Consider the following 20882-nt stretch of genomic DNA (forward strand, 5'->3'; position numbering starts at 1 on the left):
TGGCCTTTATGAGGCATTTGTCGGCGACTCAGGTGGCCAGGCTGGTGGACGTCCCGGCGGGCGCCCGGCCCTATTACCGCGCGCTCGCCGACTCCGTGCGCGCGCTCATCATGGACGGGCAGCTGCCGGTGCGGGTGCGCATGCCCGCCGAACGTGACCTGGCCAAGACCCTGGAGGTCAGCCGCACCACTGTAACGGCCGCTTACGACCTGCTGCGCGAGCGGGGCTACCTGGACAGCAGGCAGGGCTCGGGCAGCTGGACCGCGCTGCCGGACCCGGCCATGTCGGCGGACAACCCGTGGCTGTCCGTCGACGGCGACGGGCTCATCCCGCTGCACTGCGCCGCCCCGCCCGCGCCGTCGGCGCTGGCCGAGGCCATGACCGAGGCCGTGGCGGACCTGCCCAGGTACGGCATGGGCCACGGCTACGACCCGATGGGCCTGCCCGCGCTCAGGGAGCGGATCGCCGCCCACTACACCGGCCGCGGGCTGGCCACCAGGCCGGAGCAGATCCTCGTCACCACCGGCTCCCAGCACGCGATCCAGCTCGTGCTGGGCCTGCTCGTCGGCGCGGGCGACCCGGTGCTCGTCGAGTCGCCCACCTACCCGCACGCCATCGACGTGGCCCGCCAGCGCGGCGCCAGGATCGTGCCCGTCGGCATCTCGCACGAGGGCTGGCAGGCCGACCTGGTCTCCTGCGCCATGCGCCAGTCCGCGGCCCGGCTGGCCTATCTGATGCCCGACTTCCAGAACCCGACCGGCGCACTCATGGACGACGCCACCAGGGCCGCGATCGCCGGGGCCGCCAGGCGTACGGACACCGTGCTCGTGGTCGACGAGACCTGGTCGGAGCTGGCCCTGGAGGAGGTGCCGCGCACGGCGCCCATGGCCGCCTTCGACACCGACAGCCGGATGATCAGCATCGGCTCGGCCTCCAAGCTGTGGTGGGGCGGGCTGCGCATCGGCTGGGTGCGTACCACGGCCGCGCTGGCCCGCCGCCTGGCCGTCCACCGCGGGGCCGTGGACATCGCCAGCCCGGTGCTGGAGCAGCTCGTGGTGGCGCGGCTGTTCGACCGGATCGAGCAGACCAGGGCCGAGCGCCGCCGTACGCTGCGGGCCTCCCGCGACGCGCTCGTCGCCGGGCTCCGCGAACGGCTGCCCGGGTGGAGCTTCACCGTGCCGAAAGGCGGCGGCACGTTGTGGGTACGGCTGGACGGGGGCTCCTCGGTCGCCCTCGCCGACGCCGCGGCCCATCAGGGGGTACGGCTCGCGCCGGGGCCCTGGTTCGGGCTGGAAGGGACGCTGGAGGGCTACCTGCGCCTGCCGTACACGCACTCGCCCCAGGTGCTCGCCGAGGCCGTCAGCCGGATCGCGGCGGCTCACGAGCGCGGAGCCGCCGGGACCAGGCCGCGGTTGCCCGACTCGCTCATGCCGATGGTCTGAGGCGCCTGGCTTATTCCGGGGGTTTGACGCCCCTGGCCAGCGGGGCGCGCCAGTTGTAGCGCATCGCGGCGATGCGCAGGCCGAAGGCCAGCACGGCGGCGGCCAGCGTGGCGGGCCAGCCATGCAGATCGTGCGTGTAGAGCGCGGCCATCACCGCCGAGCCGAGCGTCGCGGGTACCGCGTAGAGCTGGCGGTCGTACAGCAGCGTCGGGATCTCGCCGGCCAGCACGTCGCGCAGCATGCCGCCGCCGATCGCGGTCGTGACGCCGAGCAGGGCCGCGTGCAGGGGGCCGAGCCCGTAGTCGAGCGCCTTCTCGGTGCCCACGGCGCAGAACAGCCCGAGGCCCGCCGCGTCGAGCACCAGGATGGCGGGCATCACCTTGGCCACGTGCGGATGCCAGAAGAACACGATGACCGTGGCCGCGAGCGGCACGAGCACGTACCCGGAGCTCTGGAAGGCGGTGGGCCGGACGTTGAGGATCAGGTCGCGCACGACGCCGCCGCCCAGCGCGGTCATCTCGGCGATCACCGCCATGCCCACCACGTCGAGCCGTTTGCGTACGCCCATCAGCGCGCCCGACAGGGCGAAGACGAAGATGCCTACGAGATCGAGAATTTCCGACACGAGAGAGATTTCTACCGGAGCGGCTTGGTGTGGTGCTCCGCCATCAGTACCCGCAGCCGCCGGGTGAACACCAGCAGTACCACTCCCGCCACGACCGCCGTCGAGGCCAGGAGCAGGTAGTAGGCGGGTTCGGACATGACGTTGCTGAGCCGCCCGGTCTGGCCGCCGACCGCGTCGCCCACCGACACCGCGATGAACCAGATGCCGAGCATCTGGCCCTTGAACGCCCGCGGCGCCAGCTTGCTGGTGACCGAGAGCCCGACCGGGCTCAGCGACAGCTCGCCGAACACCTGGATCAGATAGACCAGCACCAGCCACCAGACCGAGATCTTGCCCGTCTCGGCCAGTTTGGCGGCCAGCGCCATGACCACGAAGCTCAGACCCGCCATGAACAGCGCGAACGCGAACTTCTGCGGCGTGCTCACCCGGGTCCCCAGCTTCGTCCACAGCGCCGCGAACACCGGCACCAGGAGCAGGATGAACAGCGAGTTGAACGACTGCGTCGTCGCCGCCTCGATGGGGATGCCGAACAGCGACAGGACGGTGTTGTGCTGGGCGAAGAACAGCAGTTTGCTCGGCGCCAGGTCGAAGATCATCCAGAAGATCGCGGCCGCCACGAAGAGCCAGATGTAGGCCTTCATCCGCAACCGTTCGTCCTCGGTCAGGTCGTGGCTGCCGAGCATGATGTAGCCGAAGTAGAGCACCGGCACCGCCAGCACCACGACCGTCACCACGACCGTGAGCCTGGACAGCGTGAACGTCCCCGTCGCCACCCAGATCGCCATGGCCACCACGGTCACCGCCACCGCGAACGAGACGAGCTTGACGGCCCTGGCCCGTTCGGACGGCGTCAGCGGCAGGCCCGGCTCGTCGCCGACGCCCCTGAGGCTCTTCCTGCCCAGTGTGTACTGCAGCAGGCCGAGCGCCATGCCGACCGCCGCCGCGCCGAAGCCCAGATGCCAGCGGCCACCCTTGGCCAGCTCGCCCACCACGATCGGCGCGAGGAAGGCGCCGATGTTGATGCCCAGGTAGAACAGCGAGAACCCGGCGTCCCTGCGCCCGTCGTCCTCGTCGCGGTAGAGCCGGCCGACCATGACCGAGATGTTCGGCTTGAGCAGGCCGGTGCCCGCGATGATCAGCAGCAGCCCGAGCCAGACGAAGAACGACCCGCCGACCGGGAGGGCCATGCTGATGTGGCCGCACATGATGATGAAGCCGCCCAGGAAGACCGATCTGCGCGGGCCGAGCATTCGGTCGGCGATCCAGCCGCCGGGCAGCGCCACCAGGTAGATCAGCGCGCCGTAGACGCCGACCACCGCCTGCGCGGTCTGCTCGGTCATGCCGAGGCCGTGCTGGGCGGGCGAGGCCGCCATGAAGGTGGCCAGGATGGCGCGCAGGCCGTACCAGCTGAACCGCTCCCACATCTCGGTGCCGAACAGCGTCGCCAGGCCCCACGGATGCCCGAAGAACGTTCTTTCGCCCTTGGCCATGCGCCCTCCCGCCTTTGTGCGCGATCCATCACTCTACGTGACGACGATGCCGAGGTCTTGCCGCTACCCCGGCGGTGTGGTGCGATGCATCCCAGCTGAGCAAGTGATTACTGACTGGAGGCGGGTGCCATGGCAGATGTCCTCGAAGTCCGGGCGGAGATCGACCGTTTAATCGCCGGCCGTACGGTATGCGGGCAGCTCAGCGAGCTGGCCGAGCGTTACCCTGACGCGCCCGCCTATTCCGACCCCGTCGACGGCGGCTGGAACACGCTGAGTTACGGCGAGGCCAGGCAGCGGGTGCTCGAGATAGCGGCCGGATACGCCGCGCTCGGCCTCGAACCCGGCGAATCCGTCGCGCTGATGATGGTCAACAGGAGCGAGCACGTGCTCGCCGACCTCGGCGCGGTGCACGCGGGCGGCGTCGGCTGCACCGTCTACTCGACCTTCGCGCCCGACCAGATCGCGTTCGTCGCCGCCGACGTGAGCGCCCGGATCGCGGTGCTCGGCGGCCCCGCCGAGCTGACCCGCTGGCAGCCGGTGCTCGACCGGCTGACGGGACTCCGCAAGATCATCATGCTGGAGGGCGCGCCCGACGACGACCGGTTCCTGTCCTGGACGGACTTCCTGGAGCTGGGCCGCGCCGCGCTGGCCGCGCGTCCGGAAGAGGTCGAGGCCCGCTGGCGCGCCGTGACGGCGGACGACGTGGTCACCGTGCTCTACACCTCGGGCACCACCGGCCGGCCCAAGGGCGTCCCCCTCACCCACGCGAACGTCTTCTACGAGGTCGAGTCGACCGACCGCATCACCTCGCTGCCCATCAAGGGCACGCAGATCTCCTATCTCACCTACGCGCACATCGCCGAGCGGGTGCTCAGCCTCTACCTGCCCCTGGTGAAGGTCTCCCACGTGCACTTCTGCACCGACCTGGCCAACCTCGGAGCCGCGCTCGGGCAGGTCAAGCCGATGATGTTCTTCGGCGTGCCCCGCGTGTGGGAGAAGATGATGGCCCGCCTGCTGGCGGTCCTCGCCACCCAGACCGACGAGCAGCAGGACGCCGTACGCCGGGCCATGGCCGCCGGCGTCGCCTATGTCGAGGCAGGCCAGTACGGCGGCACGCTCACCCCCGAGATCACCGCCGCCTACGAGCAGGCCGACTCCTCGCTGCTGTCCGTCATCCGCGGCATGATCGGCTTCGACCGCGCCGGGTGGACCGCCACGGGCGCCGCGCCGCTCCCCGCCGAGGTGCAGCGCTTCTACGCCGGTCTCGGGCTCAAGGTCATCGACGTGTACGGCATGACGGAGACGACCGGCGCCTTCACCGGCAACAGCCCCTCCTGCTACCGCCTGGGCACCGTCGGTCGGGCGGAGCCGGGCGTCGAGGTCCGCATCGCCGAGGACGGCGAGATCCTCACCCGGAGCCCCCTCAACACCCGCGGCTACCACAACCGTCCCGAGGACACCGCCCAGCTGATCGACGACGACGGCTGGCTGCACACCGGCGACATCGGCTCGGTCGACGACGACGGCTTCTACCGGGTCGTCGACCGCAAGAAGGAGCTGATCATCACCGCCGGCGGCGAGAACATCTCCCCGGCCGAGATCGAGAACCACCTCAAGGAGCACCCCCTCATCGGCCAGGCCCTCGCCTATGGCGACAACCGGGCCTACCCGGTGGCCGTGCTGACGCTCGACGCCGAGGTGGCGCCCGGCTGGGCTCAGGCGCGCGGCATCACCTTCGGCTCGCTCGCCGAACTGGCCGAGCACCCCGCCGTGCTCAAGGAGGTGGAGGCCGCCGTCGTGGTGGCCAACGCCAAGCTGGCCAGGGTGCAGCAGGTCAAGCGGTGGGCGCTGCTCGGCACCGAGTGGACGGCCGAGACCAAGGAGCTGACGCCCAGCCTGAAGCTCAAGAGGCGGGTCATCCACGCCAAGTACGCCGACGTCATCGAGGGCCTGTACTCCGGCTGATCCTTTGCCGTTCGGGGCGTGCGTCGTGGTCCTGGTCATTACCGGGTGCTTCCTAGCGTCTCGATCATGACCAGAAGTCTTCTTCTCGTCTCGCTCGCGGCGGGGGCCCTCGCGGTGCCCATACCGGCGTCCTCCGCAGCGACCGAGCTCGCCATTCGTGAGATCAACATCAGGCCCGCAAGCCCCGTCGTCGGAGCCGGGAACACCGTCCGCCTGGTGATCGACGTGGTCGCCAAGGGGGTGAAGGGCAGGGACGGGGTGACCATCAAGGTGGAGCCCGGCTCCACGCCCGGCGCCACGGGCCAGACGCCCATCACCGGCGGATCACCCGTCGGCGCCGTACCATCGGTCCCCGGTACGCCTCCCGCCCCCTCCACGGGCACCGGGGTGCTCGCGCCCGGTCCGACAGGGGCGGCCCGGCGTGGTACGGCGGCTCCGCGCCCGGGACTCGTCGGGCACCGAGGCGCCTTGCGCGTCACCGCTCCGGGCGGAGCGGCCGTCGTGGATCCCGCCCAGGCCGTGGACAGCGGGGCGCGGCCGGTCGGGGAGGGGTGGCCGGCCTGGTTCGGCCCGGACATCTGGGCGTCGGCCAGGCGGCCACAGCCGCGGCCCATCACCGTGGAGCCCGCGCTGCCGTTCATGCCGGAGTGGCGGACGGTGCCGGTCGGGATGCGGATGCTGGACGGCTGGCAGACCTGGCGGTTCATGCCCGACAAGGTCCTCACCCGCTTCTACCCGTCGGGCACCTGGACGATCACCGCCACCGCGACGGGTGACGACGGGCAGAGCGTGACGCGCAACCAGACGTTCCAGCTCAAGCGGGAGACCAAGATGTCGTCCGTACGGGCGGAGAAGGCGGGCGGAGCCGACTCCGTACGGCTGCGCGGCTCCCTGACCAGGGTGGACCCGCGCGGCTACGAGGACTACGCACCGTTCGCCGACCAGCAGGTGGAGATCCTGTGGCGCGCGGAGGCCGAGGACACCTGGGAGCGGGTGGCGATCGCGACCACCGGCGAGACGGGCGACTTCGGCAGGACGGTGCGGGGACGCCCCGGCGGCTACTGGCGAGCCCGCTACCTGGGAACCGACCATTACGCCCCAAAGGTCTCGAAAATCCATGAAAGCGGGATAAACACCTAAAAACGGTGCCATAAAGCCCGTCGGGTGAATTGTCGTTGCAAGATGGTTATCGGGGCTTTCGCAACTTTTCCTTTCCCAACCGCGTCAATGGTGTTGACGTGCCCTGTCCTTGGGGCGCGTTCTCCACACGGGGAAGGAAGTTCATTCATGATGCGACGTCTCGCCGCCGGACTGGCTGCGGCTGCTCTGGGCGCCACGGTCGTGGCGACCGCCGCCACTCCGGCGCTGGCGGATCCCGAGCCCGACGGTGGTCACACCGCCCTGCAGTTCGACGCCAACCCCGAACCAGCCTGGCGCGGCAAGCCCCTCAACCTCGAGGGCAAGCTGTCGGTGCAGTGCGAAGAGGACTACATCAGCGGCTTCGTGTCCGTCCACCACGCCGACTACTGCAAGGAGTCGGAGTCGTGGCACCGCCTCGGCTGGAAGCGGATCTCGATCCTCTTCAAGGCCGACGGCAGCGGCCGGTGGGAGTACGTGCAGTCGGTCCGGACCAGCCGTGACGGCTACTTCTCCACCCGCGTCCCGGCCTACACCTCGGGCACCTGGAAGGCGGTCTTCGAGGGCGCCGAGTGGCTCGACGGCTCGCAGGCCACCGACTGGGTGAAGGTCGTCGGCCGCCGTTACTGACCGCACGCGGCTTGAGAAATGCCCGGTCCCCGTTACGGGGGCCGGGCATTTCTGGTCTTTAGGCTTTCGGAGCGCTTTTTCCGGAATGTGGCTCCTTCCGGTAGAGCACCAGGTGCTCGTGGTAGAGGACGCCGTCGCGGATGTCGCCTGTCGCGGTGAACCCGGTGTCGTCCACATAGTCCAGATGGGCGCCCGTCACGGTGTAGCGGCCGGTGTAGGCGCTGCGCCGGTCGCCGCGGGCCTCGTCGTAGCGCCCGTCCGGCAGAAGCTCCTGCCGGATGTGGCCGTCGGCCGTCACCCACATGCCGACCACGTTCACGTCGGACATCGGATCCCCCCTCGTCGGTTCTCTGTTCCTTTGTCAGTCTTCCGCCCGTCTCTGTCCGCTGACAGGCAGCGCTGTTCCTAGGTGCGCGCCACCCAGGCAGGCGCATGGCTCAACCGGTGATGGCGTAGAGTCCCGCGGATGATCGAAGAGCCGTTGGCGGGTGGCGGGGTCAACACGGTCGTCCGGGTCGGGAACACCGTCCGGCGGCCGACCGGTCCCTGGACGCCGGCCGTACACCGTCTGCTGGATCACCTGGCCGCCGCCGGGTTCGACGGGGCGCCCCGCGCGTACGGGCTGGACGAGGCCGGCCGGGAGATCCTCGACTTCGTCCCGGGCGACGTGGCGCACTACCCGGTGCCCGCCTACGCCTGGAGCGACGCCGCGCTGGAGGCTCTGGCCGTACTCATGCGGGCCTATCACGACGCCACCACCGGCTTCGCGGCACCGGACGCCGAGTGGTACTTCCCGGCGCGCGAGCCGGCCGAGGTCGTCTGCCACAGCGACATCGCGCCCTACAACTGCGTCTACCGCGACGGCCTGCCGGTGGCGCTCATCGACTTCGACACCGCCCATCCCGGGCCGCGCCTGTGGGACGTCGCCTACGCCGCCTACCGGTTCGTCCCACTCACGGCCGTCGGCAACGGCGAGGCCGTGACGCCGGTGACCGAGCAGGCCAGGCGGCTCCGGCTGCTCGCCGACGCCTATGGCCTTTCCGGCGCCGAGCGTACGGCGCTGCCCGAAATGGCGGCCGAACGGCTGCGGGCGATGGTGGATCACATGCGGCGGCAGGCGGCGGCCGGCAACGAGGCGTTCGCCGCCCACCTGGCCGACGGGCACGCCGACCTCTACCTGACGGACATCGAACACATCACCCGCCACGCCGCCGAGTTCCGGAACGCTCAGTGAGGAATCACCTGATCGCGAACCGCGTTGTCGTCCGGTGAGTTGTCGGGTTTGGGAGCGGCTGGAAGACCGGCATAGGCTGGGCTCTGGCGACGGATTGGAGGTGACGCCATGTTGCGAGACTCGTTCGGACGGGTGGCGACGGATCTGCGGGTGTCCCTCACGGACAAGTGCAACCTGCGCTGCACCTACTGCATGCCGCCCGAAGGGCTCGACTGGCTGCCCAACGCCCAGCTCCTCACGGCCGACGAGATCGTCAGGCTGGTCACGATCGGCGTCGAGCGGCTGGGGATCACCGAGGTCCGCTACACCGGCGGCGAGCCGCTGCTGCGCCGCGAGCTGCCCGACATCGTCGGCCGCACCGTGGCGCTCGAACCCAGGCCGCAGGTGTCGCTGACGACCAACGGCATCGGGCTGGCCCGGCTGGCCGGAGTGCTCGTCGAAGCGGGCCTCGACCGGGTGAACGTCTCCCTCGACACCCTCGACCGCGACACCTTCAAGCGGCTCGCGCACCGCGACAGGTTCGACGACGTCATCGCCGGGCTCAGCGCCGCCCACGAGGCGGGCCTGCGTCCCGTCAAGGTCAACACGGTCCTGATGCGCGACATCAACGACCACGAGGCCGTGCCGCTGCTGCGCTACTGCCTCGAACAGGGCTACGAACTACGCTTCATCGAGCAGATGCCGCTCGACGCCCAGCACGGCTGGAGCCGCGAGAACATGGTGACCGCCGACGAGATCCTCGCGATGCTGTCGGCCTCGTTCGACCTCACGGCCGACGATCTCGAGGATCGCGGCAGCGCCCCGGCCGAGCGCTTCCTGGTGGACGGCGGCCCCGCCCGGGTGGGCGTGATCGGGTCGGTGACGCGCCCGTTCTGCGGCGCCTGCGACCGCGTACGGCTGACCGCCGACGGCCAGATCCGCAACTGCCTGTTCGCCACCGAGGAGTCCGACCTGAAGACGCCCCTGCGGGCCGGCGCCTCCGACGAGGAACTCGCCGCTCGCTGGATCGCCGCCGTATCGCGCAAGCGCGCCGGGCACGGCATCGACGACCCGTCCTTCCTCCAGCCGTCCCGCCCGATGTCGGCGATCGGCGGCTAACCCTCTTAGCCGTGCATTGCCCGTATCCGTACGCGGTGCGGGCGCTGCCCCGCCGGCCGAGAGCCGTGGCCGGGGTGCGTACCGTGGGGGCGTGACGATCGGCGGAGAGTACGACGCGGTCATCCTGGCCGGGGGACAGGCGCGGCGGCTGGGCGGCGTGGACAAGCCCGGCCTGAGTGTCGGGGCGCGGGCGATGATCGAGAGCGTCGTCCTGGCGGCCGCCGGAGCCCGCAGGGTGATCGTGGTCGGCCCCGAACGCCCGCTGCCAGGGGTGTTCTTCGCGCGGGAGGATCCGCCGGGCGGCGGGCCCGTTCCGGCGTTGCGGGCCGGGCTGCGCGAGGTCACGGCGCCACGGGTGGTGCTGCTCGCCGGAGATCTCCCGTACCTCAGAGCCGGACACGTCGCCGAACTGTTCCGTGCCTCGGCTCGCGCGGCGGGCACCAGCGGCGAAGGCGCGGCCGCCGTCAGTGGCCTGGACGTCGGGAGCGTCGGTGGCGGGGTGGTGGCGCTGGACGACGGCGGGCGGGAGCAGTGGTTGCTGAGCCTGTGGCCTGCCGAAACACTGCGTCGAGCGCTGGACGGCTACACCGGGCGCTCACTGAAAGGGCTGCTCGGCCCGCTCATCCGCGCGCGCGTCGCGCTGTCCGGCCGGGCGTGGTTCGACTGCGACACAATGGACGATCTAGAGGAGGCTCGCATGAACGTGCTGAACGAGTGGACCGCCCTGGCCTGCGAGGAGCTGGGCATCGACCCGGCCCGCGTCGACCGGGACCTGATCCTGGACCTGACCAAGGAGGTGGCGCACGGCGTCGCCAGGCCCGCCGCGCCGCTGACCGCCTATCTGCTGGGGCTCGCCGAGGGCGCCGGCACCGCGCCCGAGGACGCCGTCGCCCGGATTACCGCGCTCGCCAAGAACTGGGGCGCGGCCACGACCGAGACGCTGACCGAGAGTTGACACCCCAACGAACTGTTGGTGTCAAGCCATGCTCAAAGTTGCCAATTTTCTGCGAATAATGAGCGGCAGAGAGCGTAAACGATTTTGGGAAAGCGGCCCTACCCAACCGGGTTCCGGGGCATTGGACTGATCGTCCGAGTGAGAGTTTCCCCAGGAAAAGGGCGACGCCGGGTGGTTACGGGGGCAAACCACCCGGCGTCGCTTCATCGGCGTTCCGACGGGGGCCCGGAACGCCGGCACCAGCACTCCGACGGGGGACCGGAGCGCTTGCCTAAAGCGTACACCTACAACCCATGGGATGCGTCAAGACTTAGTCACGACCCGATCTCGCGTCGATGCCTTGGTATCTCGCTTTGGTTAGCTTCCGGTGTGTGAAAGGTAGGGGGAGGGGCATCCCTGCCCCTCTCATTGGCCCCGATTACGGCTATGTATGGCAAAAAGACGGCCGCGGCGATGAACAGCAGCCGGTACGGCACGGGCACCGGGACGACCACGGCCAGGATCAGGCACAGCGTGCGGATCCCCATCTTGATGAGGTAGCTGATCTCCCGCCGGTGGATGTCCGAGCTCAGCGACGGTTTCGCGTCCGTGACCTGGTGGACGTCCTGCTTCTTGCGCCACCCCTTCATGACATCCACGGTAGACCCCGGGTGCGCCGCCCGCGACAGCGACCAGGGGCGGCGGCAGCGGTCATGCGATCATGGCCTTCGAGTAAGGAGTGTGGAGATGACGGATCGTACGTACCGGGTGACCGAGATCGTCGGCACGTCGGGTGAGAGCATCGACCAGGCCATCCGCAACGGGATCAGACGCGCGTCGGAGACGCTGCGGCACCTCGACTGGTTCGAGGTGACAGAGGTACGCGGGCACATCGACGCGGGCGAGGTGGCGCACTTCCAGGTCGGCATGAAGGTGGGCTTCCGCCTCGAGGACGCCTGACGGCCCCGAGCAGAGCGCTGAAACGGCCATGAGCGCGCCCAGGTGACCTGGACGCGCTCATGAGCCAGTGCTACGGCGAAAGGGTCAGCTCGCCTGGCTGACCGTGGACATGTTGAAGTCCGGCACCCTGATGGCGGGCATCACGGTACGGCTGAAGTAGTCGCCCCACTCGCGCGGCAGCGTCTGCTCGCTGGCACCCACCTCCGAGACCCGCCCCAGCAGGTCGACCGGGCTCTCGTTGAAGCGGAAGTTGTTCACCTCGCCCACGACCTCGCCGTGCTCGACCAGGTAGACCCCGTCACGGGTGAGCCCGGTCACCAGCAGCGTCTGCGGATCGACCTCGCGGATGTACCACAGGCACGTGAGCAGCAGGCCGCGCTCGGTGTCGGCGATCATCTCCGTCAGCGAGCGCCCGTCGCCGGGGGCCCGCACGATCAGGTTGTCGATCGAGGGCGTGACCGGCAGCCCGCTGAGCTCGGCCGAGAGGCGCGTCTGCCGCAGTGCCGTGAGCTGCCCGTCCCGCACCCAGTCGGTCGCCGACAGCGGCAGGCCGTTGTCGAAGATCGAGCTCTCGCGGCTGGAGGCGTGGGCGACCACGAACGGCGCGCACTCGATGCCCGGTGCGGCCGGATCGCTGGCGAGCGTCACCGGCAGCGTGGCCAGTCGCTCGCCGACCCGGGTGCCGCCACCCGGCTTGGCGAACACCGAGCGGCCGTCCAGCGCGTCCCTGGCGCCCGCGGACCAGTACGCGTAGACCATCAGGTCGGCCACCGCGCTCGGCGGCAGCAGCGTCTCGTAGCGGCCCGCGGGCAGGTCCACCCGGGTCTTGGCCCACTCCAGCCGCTGCGCCAGCGACGCGTCGAGCGCCGCCACGTCCACGTCGGAGAAGTCGCGGGTGCTCACGCCCGTCCATGCCGAGCGCTTCAGGTCGGCCGACTTGGCGTTGAGCTCCAGCCGCCCGGACGGCTGGTCGTGGCGCAGCCGCAGCCCGCTGGAGGTGCCGAGGAACGTCGAGGTCAGTGAGTGCTCCGCGAAGCCGTACAGCCTCCTGCCGCCCGCCTCCGCGGCGGCGAACGCGTCGCCGAGCGCGGGCGCGAACCGTTCGAACACCCCGATGTCGGTCGGGGTCACCGGCTCGGCCCACGAGGCGCTCGCCGGCAGGCCCTCGACCAGCGGCCGCGCGTCCTCGGCCGGCTGCGCCTCGCGCGCCGCCCGGTCGGCCGCGGCCACCACGTCGGCGAGCTGATCCGGTCGTACGGCGGCACGGGAGACCACGCCCACGCCCTGGCCGGCGATCGAGATCACGGTCAGCCGGGCGGAGCGGGCCACGCCGTTGGTCGTGAGCGTGTTGCCCGCGAACCGCAGGTTGGCCGTGGACCCCTCGTCCACGAGCACGACGCAGCCATCGTTGGTGGACAGCTCCAGAGCCTTCTCCACCATGTCCTGCGGAGAGATCTGAACGGGCAGACCGGTATGGCCCGCCCCGGATCGCTGCTCGCTCACTTTCCACCCTCCTGCACGGTGTTGAGGATCCGTACGCCCCTGAACAGGCCGGACGGGCAGCCATGGCTGACCGGCGCGACCTGGCCCGGCTGGCCCTTGCCGCAGTTGAAGGCGCCGCCCAGCACGTACGTCTGCGGCCCGCCGACGGCCTCCATCGACTGCCAGAAGTCCGTCGTGGTCGCCTGGTAGGCGAAGTCGCGCACCTGCCCGGCCAGCCGGCCGTGCGAGATCCGATAGGCCCGCTGCCCGGTGAACTGGAAGTTGTACCGCTGCATGTCGATCGACCAGCTCTTGTCGCCGACGATGTAGAGGCCCCGCTCGACCCGCGAGATGAGCTCCTCGGTCGACGGCCCGTCAGGCGCGGCGGCCAGCGAGACGTTGGCCATCCGCTGGATCGGCATGTGCCCCGGCGAGTCGGCGAACGCGCACCCGTTGGACCGCCCGAACCCCTTCATCAGCGCCATCCGCCGGTCGAGCTGGTAGCCGACCAGGATGCCGTCCCTGACGATGTCGAAGCTCTGCCCCTGCACGCCCTCGTCGTCGAAGCCGATCGTGGCCAGGCCGTGGGTGACGGTCCTGTCGCCGGTCACGTTCATCACCGGCGAGCCGTAGACGAGCTCGTTGAGCTGGTCGAAGGTGGCGAAGCTGGTGCCCGCGTAGGCGGCCTCGTAGCCGAGCGCCCGGTCGAGCTCGGTGGCGTGCCCGATCGACTCGTGGATGGTCAGCCACAGGTTGGACGGGTCGATCACCAGGTCGTGGTCGCCCGCCTCCACCGAGGGCGCGGCCAGCTTCTCCGCCAGCAGCCCGGGCAGCTGGGCCAGCTCATCGGCCCAGTCCCAGCCGGTGCCCGTCAGGTATTCGTAGCCGCGGCCGACCGGAGGCGCGATCGTCGACATGTCGTCGAATCCGCCGTTGGCCGCCTTCATCGCGTTGAGCTTGGGATGCACCCGTACGCGCTGCTGCGTGGTGACCGTGCCCGCCGTGTCGGCGTAGAACTTCTGCTCCTTGACCTGCAGCAGCCGGGCCGAGACGTGGTCGGCGCCCTTGAGCAGCCCGGCCGACCAGTCGGCCAGCAGCGCCACCTTCTCCGCCGACGGCACCTCGAACGGGTCGACGTCGTAGGCGGAGACCCACACCACCTCGGAGTGGACCGGCTCGGGGGCCAGCTCGATGGGCTCCCGGTTGATCGGGGCGCTCACCTCGGCCACCCGGATGGCCTGCTCGGCCACCTTCGCGGCCGCCTCGGGCGTGAGATGGATGCCTGCGGCGAAGCCCCACGTGCCGCCCTTGACGACGCGGACCGCGTAGCCGAGGTCGTCGGCGTCCATGGCTCCTTCGAGCCGGGCGTCGTAGAGGCTGAGCGACTCGGCTCTCACGCGTTCCAACCGGAAGTCGGCATGCTCGGCGCCCAGGTCACGAGCGCGTTGCAGGGCGGCGTCCGCCAGCTGCCGCATCGGCAGCTCCAGGAAATCGGAATCGATCTGGCGCATGTCCACGATCCTAACCCTGCGATCTTGTATCCCCCGGACAAGTGGATACCCGCCGGTAGGAGATAGCGTCAGGTGTCATGGCACGCTCTGTACTCGTCACCGGAGGCAATCGCGGCATCGGCCTCGCGATCGCCCGTGAACTAGCCGCGGCTGGCGACGCCGTCGCGGTCACCTATCGATCGGGAGAGCCGCCGGAGGGGCTGTTCGGCGTCAAGTGCGACGTGACCAGCATGTCCGACGTGGAAGCCGCCTTCGACAAGGTCGAGGCCGAGCAGGGGCCGGTCGAGGTGCTGGTCGCCAACGCCGGCGTCACCAAGGACACGCTGCTGGCGATGATGAAGGAGGAGACCTTCACCGACGTCATCGACGCCAACCTGACCGGCGCCTACCGCGTGGCCAAGCGGGCCATCAGGCCCATGATGAAGCTCAAGCGCGGCCGGGTCATCCTCGTCTCCTCCGTCGTCGCCCTGTCCGGCTCGGCGGGCCAGACCAACTACGCCGCCTCCAAGGCGGGCCTCATCGGCTTCGGCCGGTCCATGGCGCGCGAGTACGGTTCGCGCGGCATCACCGTCAACGTGGTCTCGCCCGGCTTCGTCGCCACCGACATGACGGCCGACCTCGACGTCGAGGCCATCACCAAGAACATCCCGCTCGGGCGCCAGGCGTCGCCGAGCGAGGTCGCGCGCGTCGTCCGCTTCCTGGCCAGTGACGACGCCTCTTACATCACCGGGGCCGTGATCCCGGTCGACGGCGGACTCGGAATGGGGCACTGACGTGGGAATTCTCCAAGGCAAGCGGATCCTGGTGACCGGCGTGCTCACCGACGCGTCGATCGCGTTCTCGGTGGCCAAGCTGGCCCAGGAGGAGGGCGCCACTGTGGTGCTCACCGGGTTCGGCCGGTTGAGCCTGGTCGAGCGCATCGCCAAGCGGCTGCCCGAGACGCCGCCGGTGATCGAGCTCGACGTCCAGAACACCGAGCACCTCGACACGCTGGCCGACCGGGTCGGCGAGCACGTCGACGGCCTCGACGGCGTCGTCCACTCCATCGGCTTCGCCCCGCAGAGCGCCCTCGGCGGCAACTTCCTCAACACCACCTGGGAAGACGTCGCCACGGCCCTGCACATCTCGACCTACTCCTACAAGTCGCTGGCCGTGGCCTGCCTGCCGCTGATGAAGGAGGGCGGCGCGGTCGTCGGCCTCGACTTCGACGCGAGCAAGGCGTGGCCGGTCTACGACTGGATGGGCGTCGCCAAGGCGGGCCTGGAGTCGTGCAACCGCTATCTCGCCCGCGACCTGGCCAAGCAGAACATCCGCGTCAACCTCGTCGCCGCCGGGCCGCTGCGCACGATGGCGGCCAAGTCGATCCCGGGCTTCAAGGAGTTCGAGGAAAGCTGGCCGGAGCGCGCCCCGCTGGGCTGGGACCTGTCCGACACTGTTCCCGCCGCCAAGGCGTGCGTGGCGCTGATGTCCGACTGGTTCCCCGCCACCACGGGCGAGATCGTCCACGTGGACGGCGGCGCCCACGCGATCGGCGCGTGATACCAGGCTGAACGGGCCAGTACGTTGGGCGACGCCGCACAGGCGTCGCCCTTCTTATTTCGCTGAGGCTTATTTCGCTGAGGCTTATTTCGCTGAGGCTTATTTTGCTGAGGCTCGTCTTGGTGAGGCCCTGGCATAGAGGGCAGGCGAGCGCGGATGCTGGTGTGATGGGGCGTGGGCTCAAGAACCCGGCAAGGCTGAAGACGCTCAGCCGGCTGAAGAACCCGTGGGTGCTGGGCGCGGTGGCCAGCATCGGTGCCGGGGTGCTGCCCTTGGTGGTGCCGGGGGAGTGGCCGCTGGTGGGGCGGGCGCTGATCGCGGTCGTGGCGGCCGCGTTGGCCGGTGCCAGCGGATCGTACTTCGGCGTGGTGCTGACCCGAGCCGAGAGCGCCGCCGCGGCCATCGAGGCGCTGCGCTTGGCTCTGGACCCGCTGATCCACCACCCGCAGGGCCCGGCCGGCGGAGAGCGCAGCGTGTTCGAGCTGCTGCTGCCGCAATCGTGCCCCACCCCGTTCTGGGGGCGGCGCGGCGAGCGGGACTGGTTGTGGGCCTGGTGCCAGGAGGAGGCGATGCCGGGGCTGCTGGTGGTGGACGGGCCGGGCGGGTGCGGCAAGACCCGGCTGGCGTTACGGGCCGCCCAGGAGGTCGTCGCGGACGGGTGGGTGGCCGGCTGGCTGCGCGAGGGCAAGGCCGCCGACCTGGTCGACGCGGCCGCGGCGGTGGCCGACTCTCGGGTACTGGTCCTGGTCGACAACGCCGACACCCGGACCGACCTGGCGAGCCTGCTGGGCGCACTGGCGCGCTACGAGGGGCGGGCCCGGCTGCGGGTGGTGCTGATCGCCCGGCACGGCGTCGAACTCGGCCAGGCGCTACAAGCTCACCTCCCCGAACAACACGCCCTGACGGTGAAGAACGCCCCGGTGATGTCGCTGCTGCCGCTGGGGGAGACCTCTGACCTGATCCGCTGGTACGGCGAGGCCGTAGGCGCGTTCGCGGCCGCGCGGGCGACGCCGGCGCCCCCGGTCTCGGACACGATCGCGCCGGTCCGGGAGGGCCAGACCATGGTCGAGGTGCTGACCCAGGCGATGGTGACGGTGTTACGCCGAGCCGCGCCGACCGGCTCACCCGCGCCCCTGGACGAGGTCGCCGGGGTGCTGTTCGAGCACGAGGCACGCTGGTGGCGCGGCACCGCCGCACTGGACCGGTGGGCGGTCGGCCCGGTCACCGACGTGCTGCTGGCCCGGATCATCGCCGCCCTGGCCCTGTTCGCCCCCGCCGACGAGCCGGAGGCCATCGGGGTGCTGAGGCGCGTCCCGGAACTGGCCGACGCCCCCACCGAACGGGTCACCAACCTGGTCCGCTGGGCTCACTCCCTCTACCCGCCCGCCGCGGGGGCGGGAGTGCGGATCGGCCCGAACCTGCTGGCCGACTGGTTCATCACCACCAGCCTGACCCGTACGGAGGGCGACCGCCATTTCGCCCGCCACCTGCTGAACGACCCGACCGAGGAGCAGGCCGCCCGGATCCTGACCCTGCTGGCCCGCGCCGGCGAACATCACCCACCCGCCCGGCTGCTGTTCGAGCAACTGCTGGGCGGCGACCCGGTACGGCTGGCCCGCCACGCCATCTACGCCGCCCTCACCACCGCCACGAACCGTCGCGAGCTGGACCACACCACCGCCACCGCTCTTGCCGCCGCCGACCTCGACACCGACACCACCACCCGGCTGCTGCGGCTCACCCCCGCGTACGCCTTGCCCCGCTGCGCCCTCACGCTGGCCCGCCACCGCCTGCATGACACCCGCGTCACCGGCACCCCGTCTGAACTCGCCGACGCCCTGACCGACCTCGCGGCCGCGCTGGAGAGGGTGGGTGAGCACAGGGAGCAGGTGCTGGTGACACGGGAAGCGGCCGGCCTGCGGCGCGGGCTGGCGGACGGCACCCCCGCCCGCCGATTCGACCTCGCCGAGGCTCTGGGCAACCTGTCGGTCGCGCTGAACGGGGCGGGTGAGCCTCGCGAACAGCTGTCGGCGGCGCGGGAAGCGGTCGATCTGTGCCGTGAGCTGGCGGACGGCGACCCCGCTTATCGGCGCGACCTCGGCCGAGCCCTGGGCAACCTGTCGGTCGCGTTGCACCACGCGGGTAACCCTCGCGAGCAGCTACAGGTGGCGCGGGAAGAGGTCGACCTGCGGCGCGGGCTGACGGACGACGACCTCACCCACCGACCCGGTTTCGGCCGATCACTGATCAGGCTCGCGGTCGCGTTGCACTGGGCGGGTGAGCATCGCGAGCAGTTAGAGGTGGCGCGGGAAGCGGTCGGCCTGTGCCGTGAGCTGGCGGACGGCGACCCTGCCCTCCGGCCCACCCTTGCCCACGCCCTGATCCACCTGTCGGCCGCGCTGAACCGGGTGGGTGAGCATCGCGAGCAGCTGCGGGTGGCGCGGGAAGTGGTCGGCCTGTGCCGCGATCTGGCGGACGGCAACGCCGCCCACCGATTCGACCTCGCCGAGGCCCTGATCGAATGCACGACCGCGCTGAACCGGGTGGGTGAGCACGACGAGCAGTTGCGGGTAGCGCGGGAAGCGGTCGGCCTGTGCCGCGATCTGGCGGACGGCAACCCCGGTCGTCGGCCCGCCCTCCGCCGAGCCCTGGGCCACCTGTCGGTCGCGTTGTACCGGGTGGGTGAGCACGACGAGCAGTTGCGGGTGGCGCGGGAAGAGGTCGGCCTGTGCCGTGAGCTGATGGACGGCAACGCCGCCTACCGGTCCGACCTCGCCGATGCCCTGGCCAACCTGTCGTTCGCGCTGCACCACGTGGGTGAGCATCGCGAGCAGCTGCAGGTGGCACGGGAAGAGGTCGGCCTGTGCCGTGAGCTGGTGGACGGCAACCCCGCCCACCGCCGTGTCCTCGGCGAAGCCCTGGGCAACCTGTCGGCCGCGCTGGACCGGGTAGGTGAGTACGGCGAGCGGCTGCGGGTGGCACAGGAAGCGGTCGACCTGTACCGGGAACTGGCCGCCCACGACCCCGAACTGTTCCACCAGGCGTACGTCGACAACCGCGCCACCCTACGGCAGCTACGGCCTCAACATGACGACCAAGACGACATCACCTTCAACCTGTGACGCGTCGCTCGCCGGCCGCGCGCCTCACTGAAGGGTGGACACGAACTTCCCGAGCCGGGTGAGCCCTTCGCGAAGATCGTCCGCCGGTGCCGCGTACGAGAGCCGGACGTGGGTCTCCGCCGTGTGGACGCCGAAGTCCCTGCCCGGCGTGAGAGCGACGTGCGCCTCCCGCAGCGCGCGCTCGCAGAACTGCCAGGAGGTGAGCCCGGTGCGGCCGACGTCGAAGTACACGTAGAACGCGCCGTCGGGCGGGACGGGAACCGGCAGCCCGATCCGCGCCAGCCCGTCGAGGACGAGCGCGCGCCGCTCGGCGAACTCGACGCGGCGTGCCTCGCAGACCGCCAGGGACTCGGGGGTGAAGCAGGCCAGAGCGGCGTGCTGGGCGGGCGCGGAGGCGCAGAGGAAGTAGTTCTGGGCCAGGCGTTCCATCGCCGGCACGAGGATCTCCGGGACGACGCACCAGCCGAGTCGCCAGCCGGTCATCCCGAAGTACTTCGAGAAGCTGTTGATGACGATGGCGCCGGGATCGAACGACAGCACGCTCCGCGGTGGCCGGCCCCGCTCGTCGTGGTCGCTCAGATTGAGGTAGATCTCGTCGACCAGGCGCCACGCGTCACGCTCGCGGGCGAGTTCGCAGATCGCGGCCAGTTCGCCGGCCGGAACCGAGGTGCCCGTCGGATTCGACGGGGTGGCGATCATGATCCCTCGGGTCCGGTCCGTCCAGTTCTCCTTCACCAATGCCGCGTCCAGCTGGAAGCGGGTCTCGGCGGTGGCGGGGACGAGCGTGACACGGGCGCCGAAGCTTTCGACGATCTGCCGGTTGCAGGGGTACGACGGGTCCGCGATCAGCACCTCGTCGCCCGTGTCGACGAGTGCCGCGGTGGCCAGCACCAAGGCGGCCGAGGCTCCCGCGGTCACGACGACCCGGGAAGGGTCGACCTCGACGCCGTGCTCGTTACGGTAGAACCGGGCGATCGCCTGCCTCAGCTCGGGCAGCCCGAGTGCCGCCGTGTAGGGCATCGGCCTGCCGTCCATGGCCTCGCGCATCGCGTCGAGTACGGCCGGGGGCGCGCCGAAGTCCGGTTCGCCGATGCTGAGCTTGATGACGTGATGCCCCTGGGACTCCAGCGCCGCGGCGTGCTTGCCGAACTCCATCGCGAAGAACGGCGCGACAGCCTGTGCGCGCCGCGAGATTCTCACGCCACGGTCTACAGCGCCGGTCACGCGGTTTCGCCCCTTACTGCACTCAGAGTCATGAAAGAGAAGCTTATGCGTAGTTTGCGCGGCCGGGCGGCTCACAGGGGCAGGGGCCGGTTCTCCACGACGCTCTTCATCTGAATGGTGGCGCGGCTCACGCCCACTGCGGCCCAGGCCGACGCCCTGACGGCGGCAGTGCTGTTGTGCAACCAGGCGGCCACCGTCGTCTCCCGCCTGGCCTTCCAGCATCGCGTCCGAGGATCCGCCCAAGCCGGCCGAGAACCCGCCCAAGCCGGCCGAGAACCCGCCTCAGCTGTACGGGCGGACGCGGCGGACCTGTTGAGCAGGGCGCTAAGTGGCCTTGCCTGGAAGTCTCTCGGGGGTTGACTTTCGGATCTGGTGTGGTCAGTCCGTGAGGGGGACGAGGGCTATCCTGCCCGCTCGGCGTGTCAGATCACCACAAGCTGATCATGATCGGGCAAGGTCGGCGGGTCACCATGTGGATCTCTCGCAGAA

18 protein-coding genes are annotated in these 20882 nt (G+C 70.4%); 11 read left to right on the forward strand and 7 right to left on the reverse strand.

The window, feature by feature from the left end; genetic code table 11:
• Positions 1–8 precede the first annotated feature (8 nt).
• Complete coding sequence (locus AB0B64_RS49805) at positions 9–1442, forward strand: PLP-dependent aminotransferase family protein (RefSeq protein ID WP_357958528.1); 1434 nt, start codon at positions 9–11, stop codon at positions 1440–1442.
• A gap of 10 nt (positions 1443–1452) precedes the next feature.
• Here AB0B64_RS49805 and AB0B64_RS49810 read toward each other — a convergent pair whose 3' ends face one another.
• Both AB0B64_RS49810 and AB0B64_RS49815 read right to left on the reverse strand, forming a co-directional pair.
• A complete protein-coding gene (locus AB0B64_RS49810) occupies positions 1453–2067 on the reverse strand; it encodes a trimeric intracellular cation channel family protein (RefSeq protein WP_357958530.1) in 615 nt (204 codons plus the stop codon).
• A gap of 11 nt (positions 2068–2078) precedes the next feature.
• Complete coding sequence (locus AB0B64_RS49815; protein ID WP_358195581.1) at positions 2079–3557, reverse strand: oligopeptide:H+ symporter; 1479 nt, start codon at positions 3555–3557, stop codon at positions 2079–2081.
• Positions 3558–3686: 129 nt separating this feature from the next.
• Here AB0B64_RS49815 and AB0B64_RS49820 point away from each other — a divergent pair, with 129 nt between their 5' ends.
• From AB0B64_RS49820 to AB0B64_RS49830, 3 genes are all read left to right on the forward strand, one after another.
• A complete protein-coding gene (locus AB0B64_RS49820) occupies positions 3687–5522 on the forward strand; it encodes an AMP-dependent synthetase/ligase (protein ID WP_358195586.1) in 1836 nt (611 codons plus the stop codon).
• 66 nt (positions 5523–5588) lie between these two features.
• Positions 5589–6662 carry a hypothetical protein gene (locus AB0B64_RS49825; protein WP_357958538.1) on the forward strand — a complete coding sequence of 358 codons (1074 nt, stop codon included), beginning with the start codon at positions 5589–5591 and terminating at the stop codon, positions 6660–6662.
• A 147-nt stretch (positions 6663–6809) separates the two neighbouring features.
• Positions 6810–7289: a hypothetical protein gene (locus AB0B64_RS49830; RefSeq protein WP_357958539.1), complete on the forward strand. Its 480-nt coding sequence runs from the start codon at positions 6810–6812 to the stop codon at positions 7287–7289.
• 58 nt (positions 7290–7347) lie between these two features.
• On the opposite strand, the gene AB0B64_RS49835 is transcribed toward AB0B64_RS49830, so the two are convergent.
• Positions 7348–7617 (reverse strand): Atu4866 domain-containing protein, encoded by a 270-nt coding sequence (locus AB0B64_RS49835; protein ID WP_358195595.1) that lies wholly within the window; start codon positions 7615–7617, stop codon positions 7348–7350.
• 138 nt (positions 7618–7755) lie between these two features.
• Here AB0B64_RS49835 and AB0B64_RS49840 point away from each other — a divergent pair, with 138 nt between their 5' ends.
• The 3 genes from AB0B64_RS49840 (at position 7756) to AB0B64_RS49850 (ending at position 10576) form a co-directional block, all read left to right on the forward strand.
• Positions 7756–8523 (forward strand): phosphotransferase, encoded by a 768-nt coding sequence (locus AB0B64_RS49840; RefSeq protein ID WP_357958544.1) that lies wholly within the window; start codon positions 7756–7758, stop codon positions 8521–8523.
• 108 nt (positions 8524–8631) lie between these two features.
• Entirely contained in the window at positions 8632–9621 is a 990-nt protein-coding gene (gene moaA, locus AB0B64_RS49845; RefSeq protein ID WP_357958547.1) for a GTP 3',8-cyclase MoaA, read from the forward strand.
• 91 nt (positions 9622–9712) lie between these two features.
• A complete protein-coding gene (locus AB0B64_RS49850; RefSeq protein ID WP_358195609.1) occupies positions 9713–10576 on the forward strand; it encodes a DUF6457 domain-containing protein in 864 nt (287 codons plus the stop codon).
• Between the two features lie 314 nt (positions 10577–10890).
• On the opposite strand, the gene AB0B64_RS49855 is transcribed toward AB0B64_RS49850, so the two are convergent.
• Positions 10891–11205 carry a DUF3099 domain-containing protein gene (locus AB0B64_RS49855; protein ID WP_357958553.1) on the reverse strand — a complete coding sequence of 105 codons (315 nt, stop codon included), beginning with the start codon at positions 11203–11205 and terminating at the stop codon, positions 10891–10893.
• A 97-nt stretch (positions 11206–11302) separates the two neighbouring features.
• Here AB0B64_RS49855 and AB0B64_RS49860 point away from each other — a divergent pair, with 97 nt between their 5' ends.
• Positions 11303–11515: a dodecin gene (locus tag AB0B64_RS49860; RefSeq protein ID WP_225291326.1), complete on the forward strand. Its 213-nt coding sequence runs from the start codon at positions 11303–11305 to the stop codon at positions 11513–11515.
• 84 nt (positions 11516–11599) lie between these two features.
• Here AB0B64_RS49860 and AB0B64_RS49865 read toward each other — a convergent pair whose 3' ends face one another.
• Together AB0B64_RS49865 and AB0B64_RS49870 are read right to left on the reverse strand one after the other, a co-directional pair.
• Entirely contained in the window at positions 11600–12955 is a 1356-nt protein-coding gene (locus AB0B64_RS49865; protein ID WP_357958584.1) for a metallopeptidase TldD-related protein, read from the reverse strand.
• 59 nt (positions 12956–13014) lie between these two features.
• Positions 13015–14508, reverse strand: a complete 1494-nt coding sequence (locus AB0B64_RS49870) for a TldD/PmbA family protein (protein WP_357958557.1) — start codon at positions 14506–14508, stop codon at positions 13015–13017.
• Between the two features lie 77 nt (positions 14509–14585).
• Here AB0B64_RS49870 and fabG point away from each other — a divergent pair, with 77 nt between their 5' ends.
• From fabG to AB0B64_RS49885, 3 genes are all read left to right on the forward strand, one after another.
• Entirely contained in the window at positions 14586–15281 is a 696-nt protein-coding gene (fabG, locus tag AB0B64_RS49875; protein WP_357958560.1) for a 3-oxoacyl-ACP reductase FabG, read from the forward strand.
• Position 15282: 1 nt separating this feature from the next.
• Positions 15283–16047 carry an enoyl-ACP reductase FabI gene (fabI, locus tag AB0B64_RS49880; RefSeq protein ID WP_357958563.1) on the forward strand — a complete coding sequence of 255 codons (765 nt, stop codon included), beginning with the start codon at positions 15283–15285 and terminating at the stop codon, positions 16045–16047.
• A 167-nt stretch (positions 16048–16214) separates the two neighbouring features.
• Positions 16215–19169, forward strand: a complete 2955-nt coding sequence (locus AB0B64_RS49885) for a hypothetical protein (RefSeq protein WP_358195636.1) — start codon at positions 16215–16217, stop codon at positions 19167–19169.
• 24 nt (positions 19170–19193) lie between these two features.
• On the opposite strand, the gene AB0B64_RS49890 is transcribed toward AB0B64_RS49885, so the two are convergent.
• Positions 19194–20369, reverse strand: coding sequence for a pyridoxal phosphate-dependent aminotransferase (locus AB0B64_RS49890; protein ID WP_357958568.1), 1176 nt, complete (start codon positions 20367–20369; stop codon positions 19194–19196).
• Between the last annotated feature and the right edge of the window lie 513 nt (positions 20370–20882).

The sequence above is a fragment of the Nonomuraea sp. NPDC049129 genome (genome assembly GCF_040648495.1).
In the GTDB taxonomy this organism is placed as follows: domain Bacteria; phylum Actinomycetota; class Actinomycetes; order Streptosporangiales; family Streptosporangiaceae; genus Nonomuraea.

Excerpts from the sequence above, each read along its gene's own strand:
- fabG (WP_357958560.1), top strand. The coding sequence starts at position 14,586 with ATGGCACGCTCTGTACTCGTCACCGGAGGCAATCGCGGCATCGGCCTC.
- AB0B64_RS49885 (WP_358195636.1), top strand. The coding sequence starts at position 16,215 with ATGGGGCGTGGGCTCAAGAACCCGGCAAGGCTGAAGACGCTCAGCCGG.
- AB0B64_RS49865 (WP_357958584.1), bottom strand. The coding sequence starts at position 12,955 with ATGGTGGAGAAGGCTCTGGAGCTGTCCACCAACGATGGCTGCGTCGTG.
- AB0B64_RS49830 (WP_357958539.1), top strand. The coding sequence starts at position 6,810 with ATGATGCGACGTCTCGCCGCCGGACTGGCTGCGGCTGCTCTGGGCGCC.
- moaA (WP_357958547.1), top strand. The coding sequence starts at position 8,632 with ATGTTGCGAGACTCGTTCGGACGGGTGGCGACGGATCTGCGGGTGTCC.
- AB0B64_RS49835 (WP_358195595.1), bottom strand. The coding sequence starts at position 7,617 with ATGTCCGACGTGAACGTGGTCGGCATGTGGGTGACGGCCGACGGCCAC.
- AB0B64_RS49820 (WP_358195586.1), top strand. The coding sequence starts at position 3,687 with ATGGCAGATGTCCTCGAAGTCCGGGCGGAGATCGACCGTTTAATCGCC.
- AB0B64_RS49840 (WP_357958544.1), top strand. The coding sequence starts at position 7,756 with ATGATCGAAGAGCCGTTGGCGGGTGGCGGGGTCAACACGGTCGTCCGG.
- AB0B64_RS49825 (WP_357958538.1), top strand. The coding sequence starts at position 5,589 with ATGACCAGAAGTCTTCTTCTCGTCTCGCTCGCGGCGGGGGCCCTCGCG.
- AB0B64_RS49860 (WP_225291326.1), top strand. The coding sequence starts at position 11,303 with ATGACGGATCGTACGTACCGGGTGACCGAGATCGTCGGCACGTCGGGT.
- AB0B64_RS49870 (WP_357958557.1), bottom strand. The coding sequence starts at position 14,508 with ATGCGCCAGATCGATTCCGATTTCCTGGAGCTGCCGATGCGGCAGCTG.
- AB0B64_RS49855 (WP_357958553.1), bottom strand. The coding sequence starts at position 11,205 with ATGAAGGGGTGGCGCAAGAAGCAGGACGTCCACCAGGTCACGGACGCG.
- AB0B64_RS49815 (WP_358195581.1), bottom strand. The coding sequence starts at position 3,557 with ATGGCCAAGGGCGAAAGAACGTTCTTCGGGCATCCGTGGGGCCTGGCG.
- AB0B64_RS49805 (WP_357958528.1), top strand. The coding sequence starts at position 9 with ATGAGGCATTTGTCGGCGACTCAGGTGGCCAGGCTGGTGGACGTCCCG.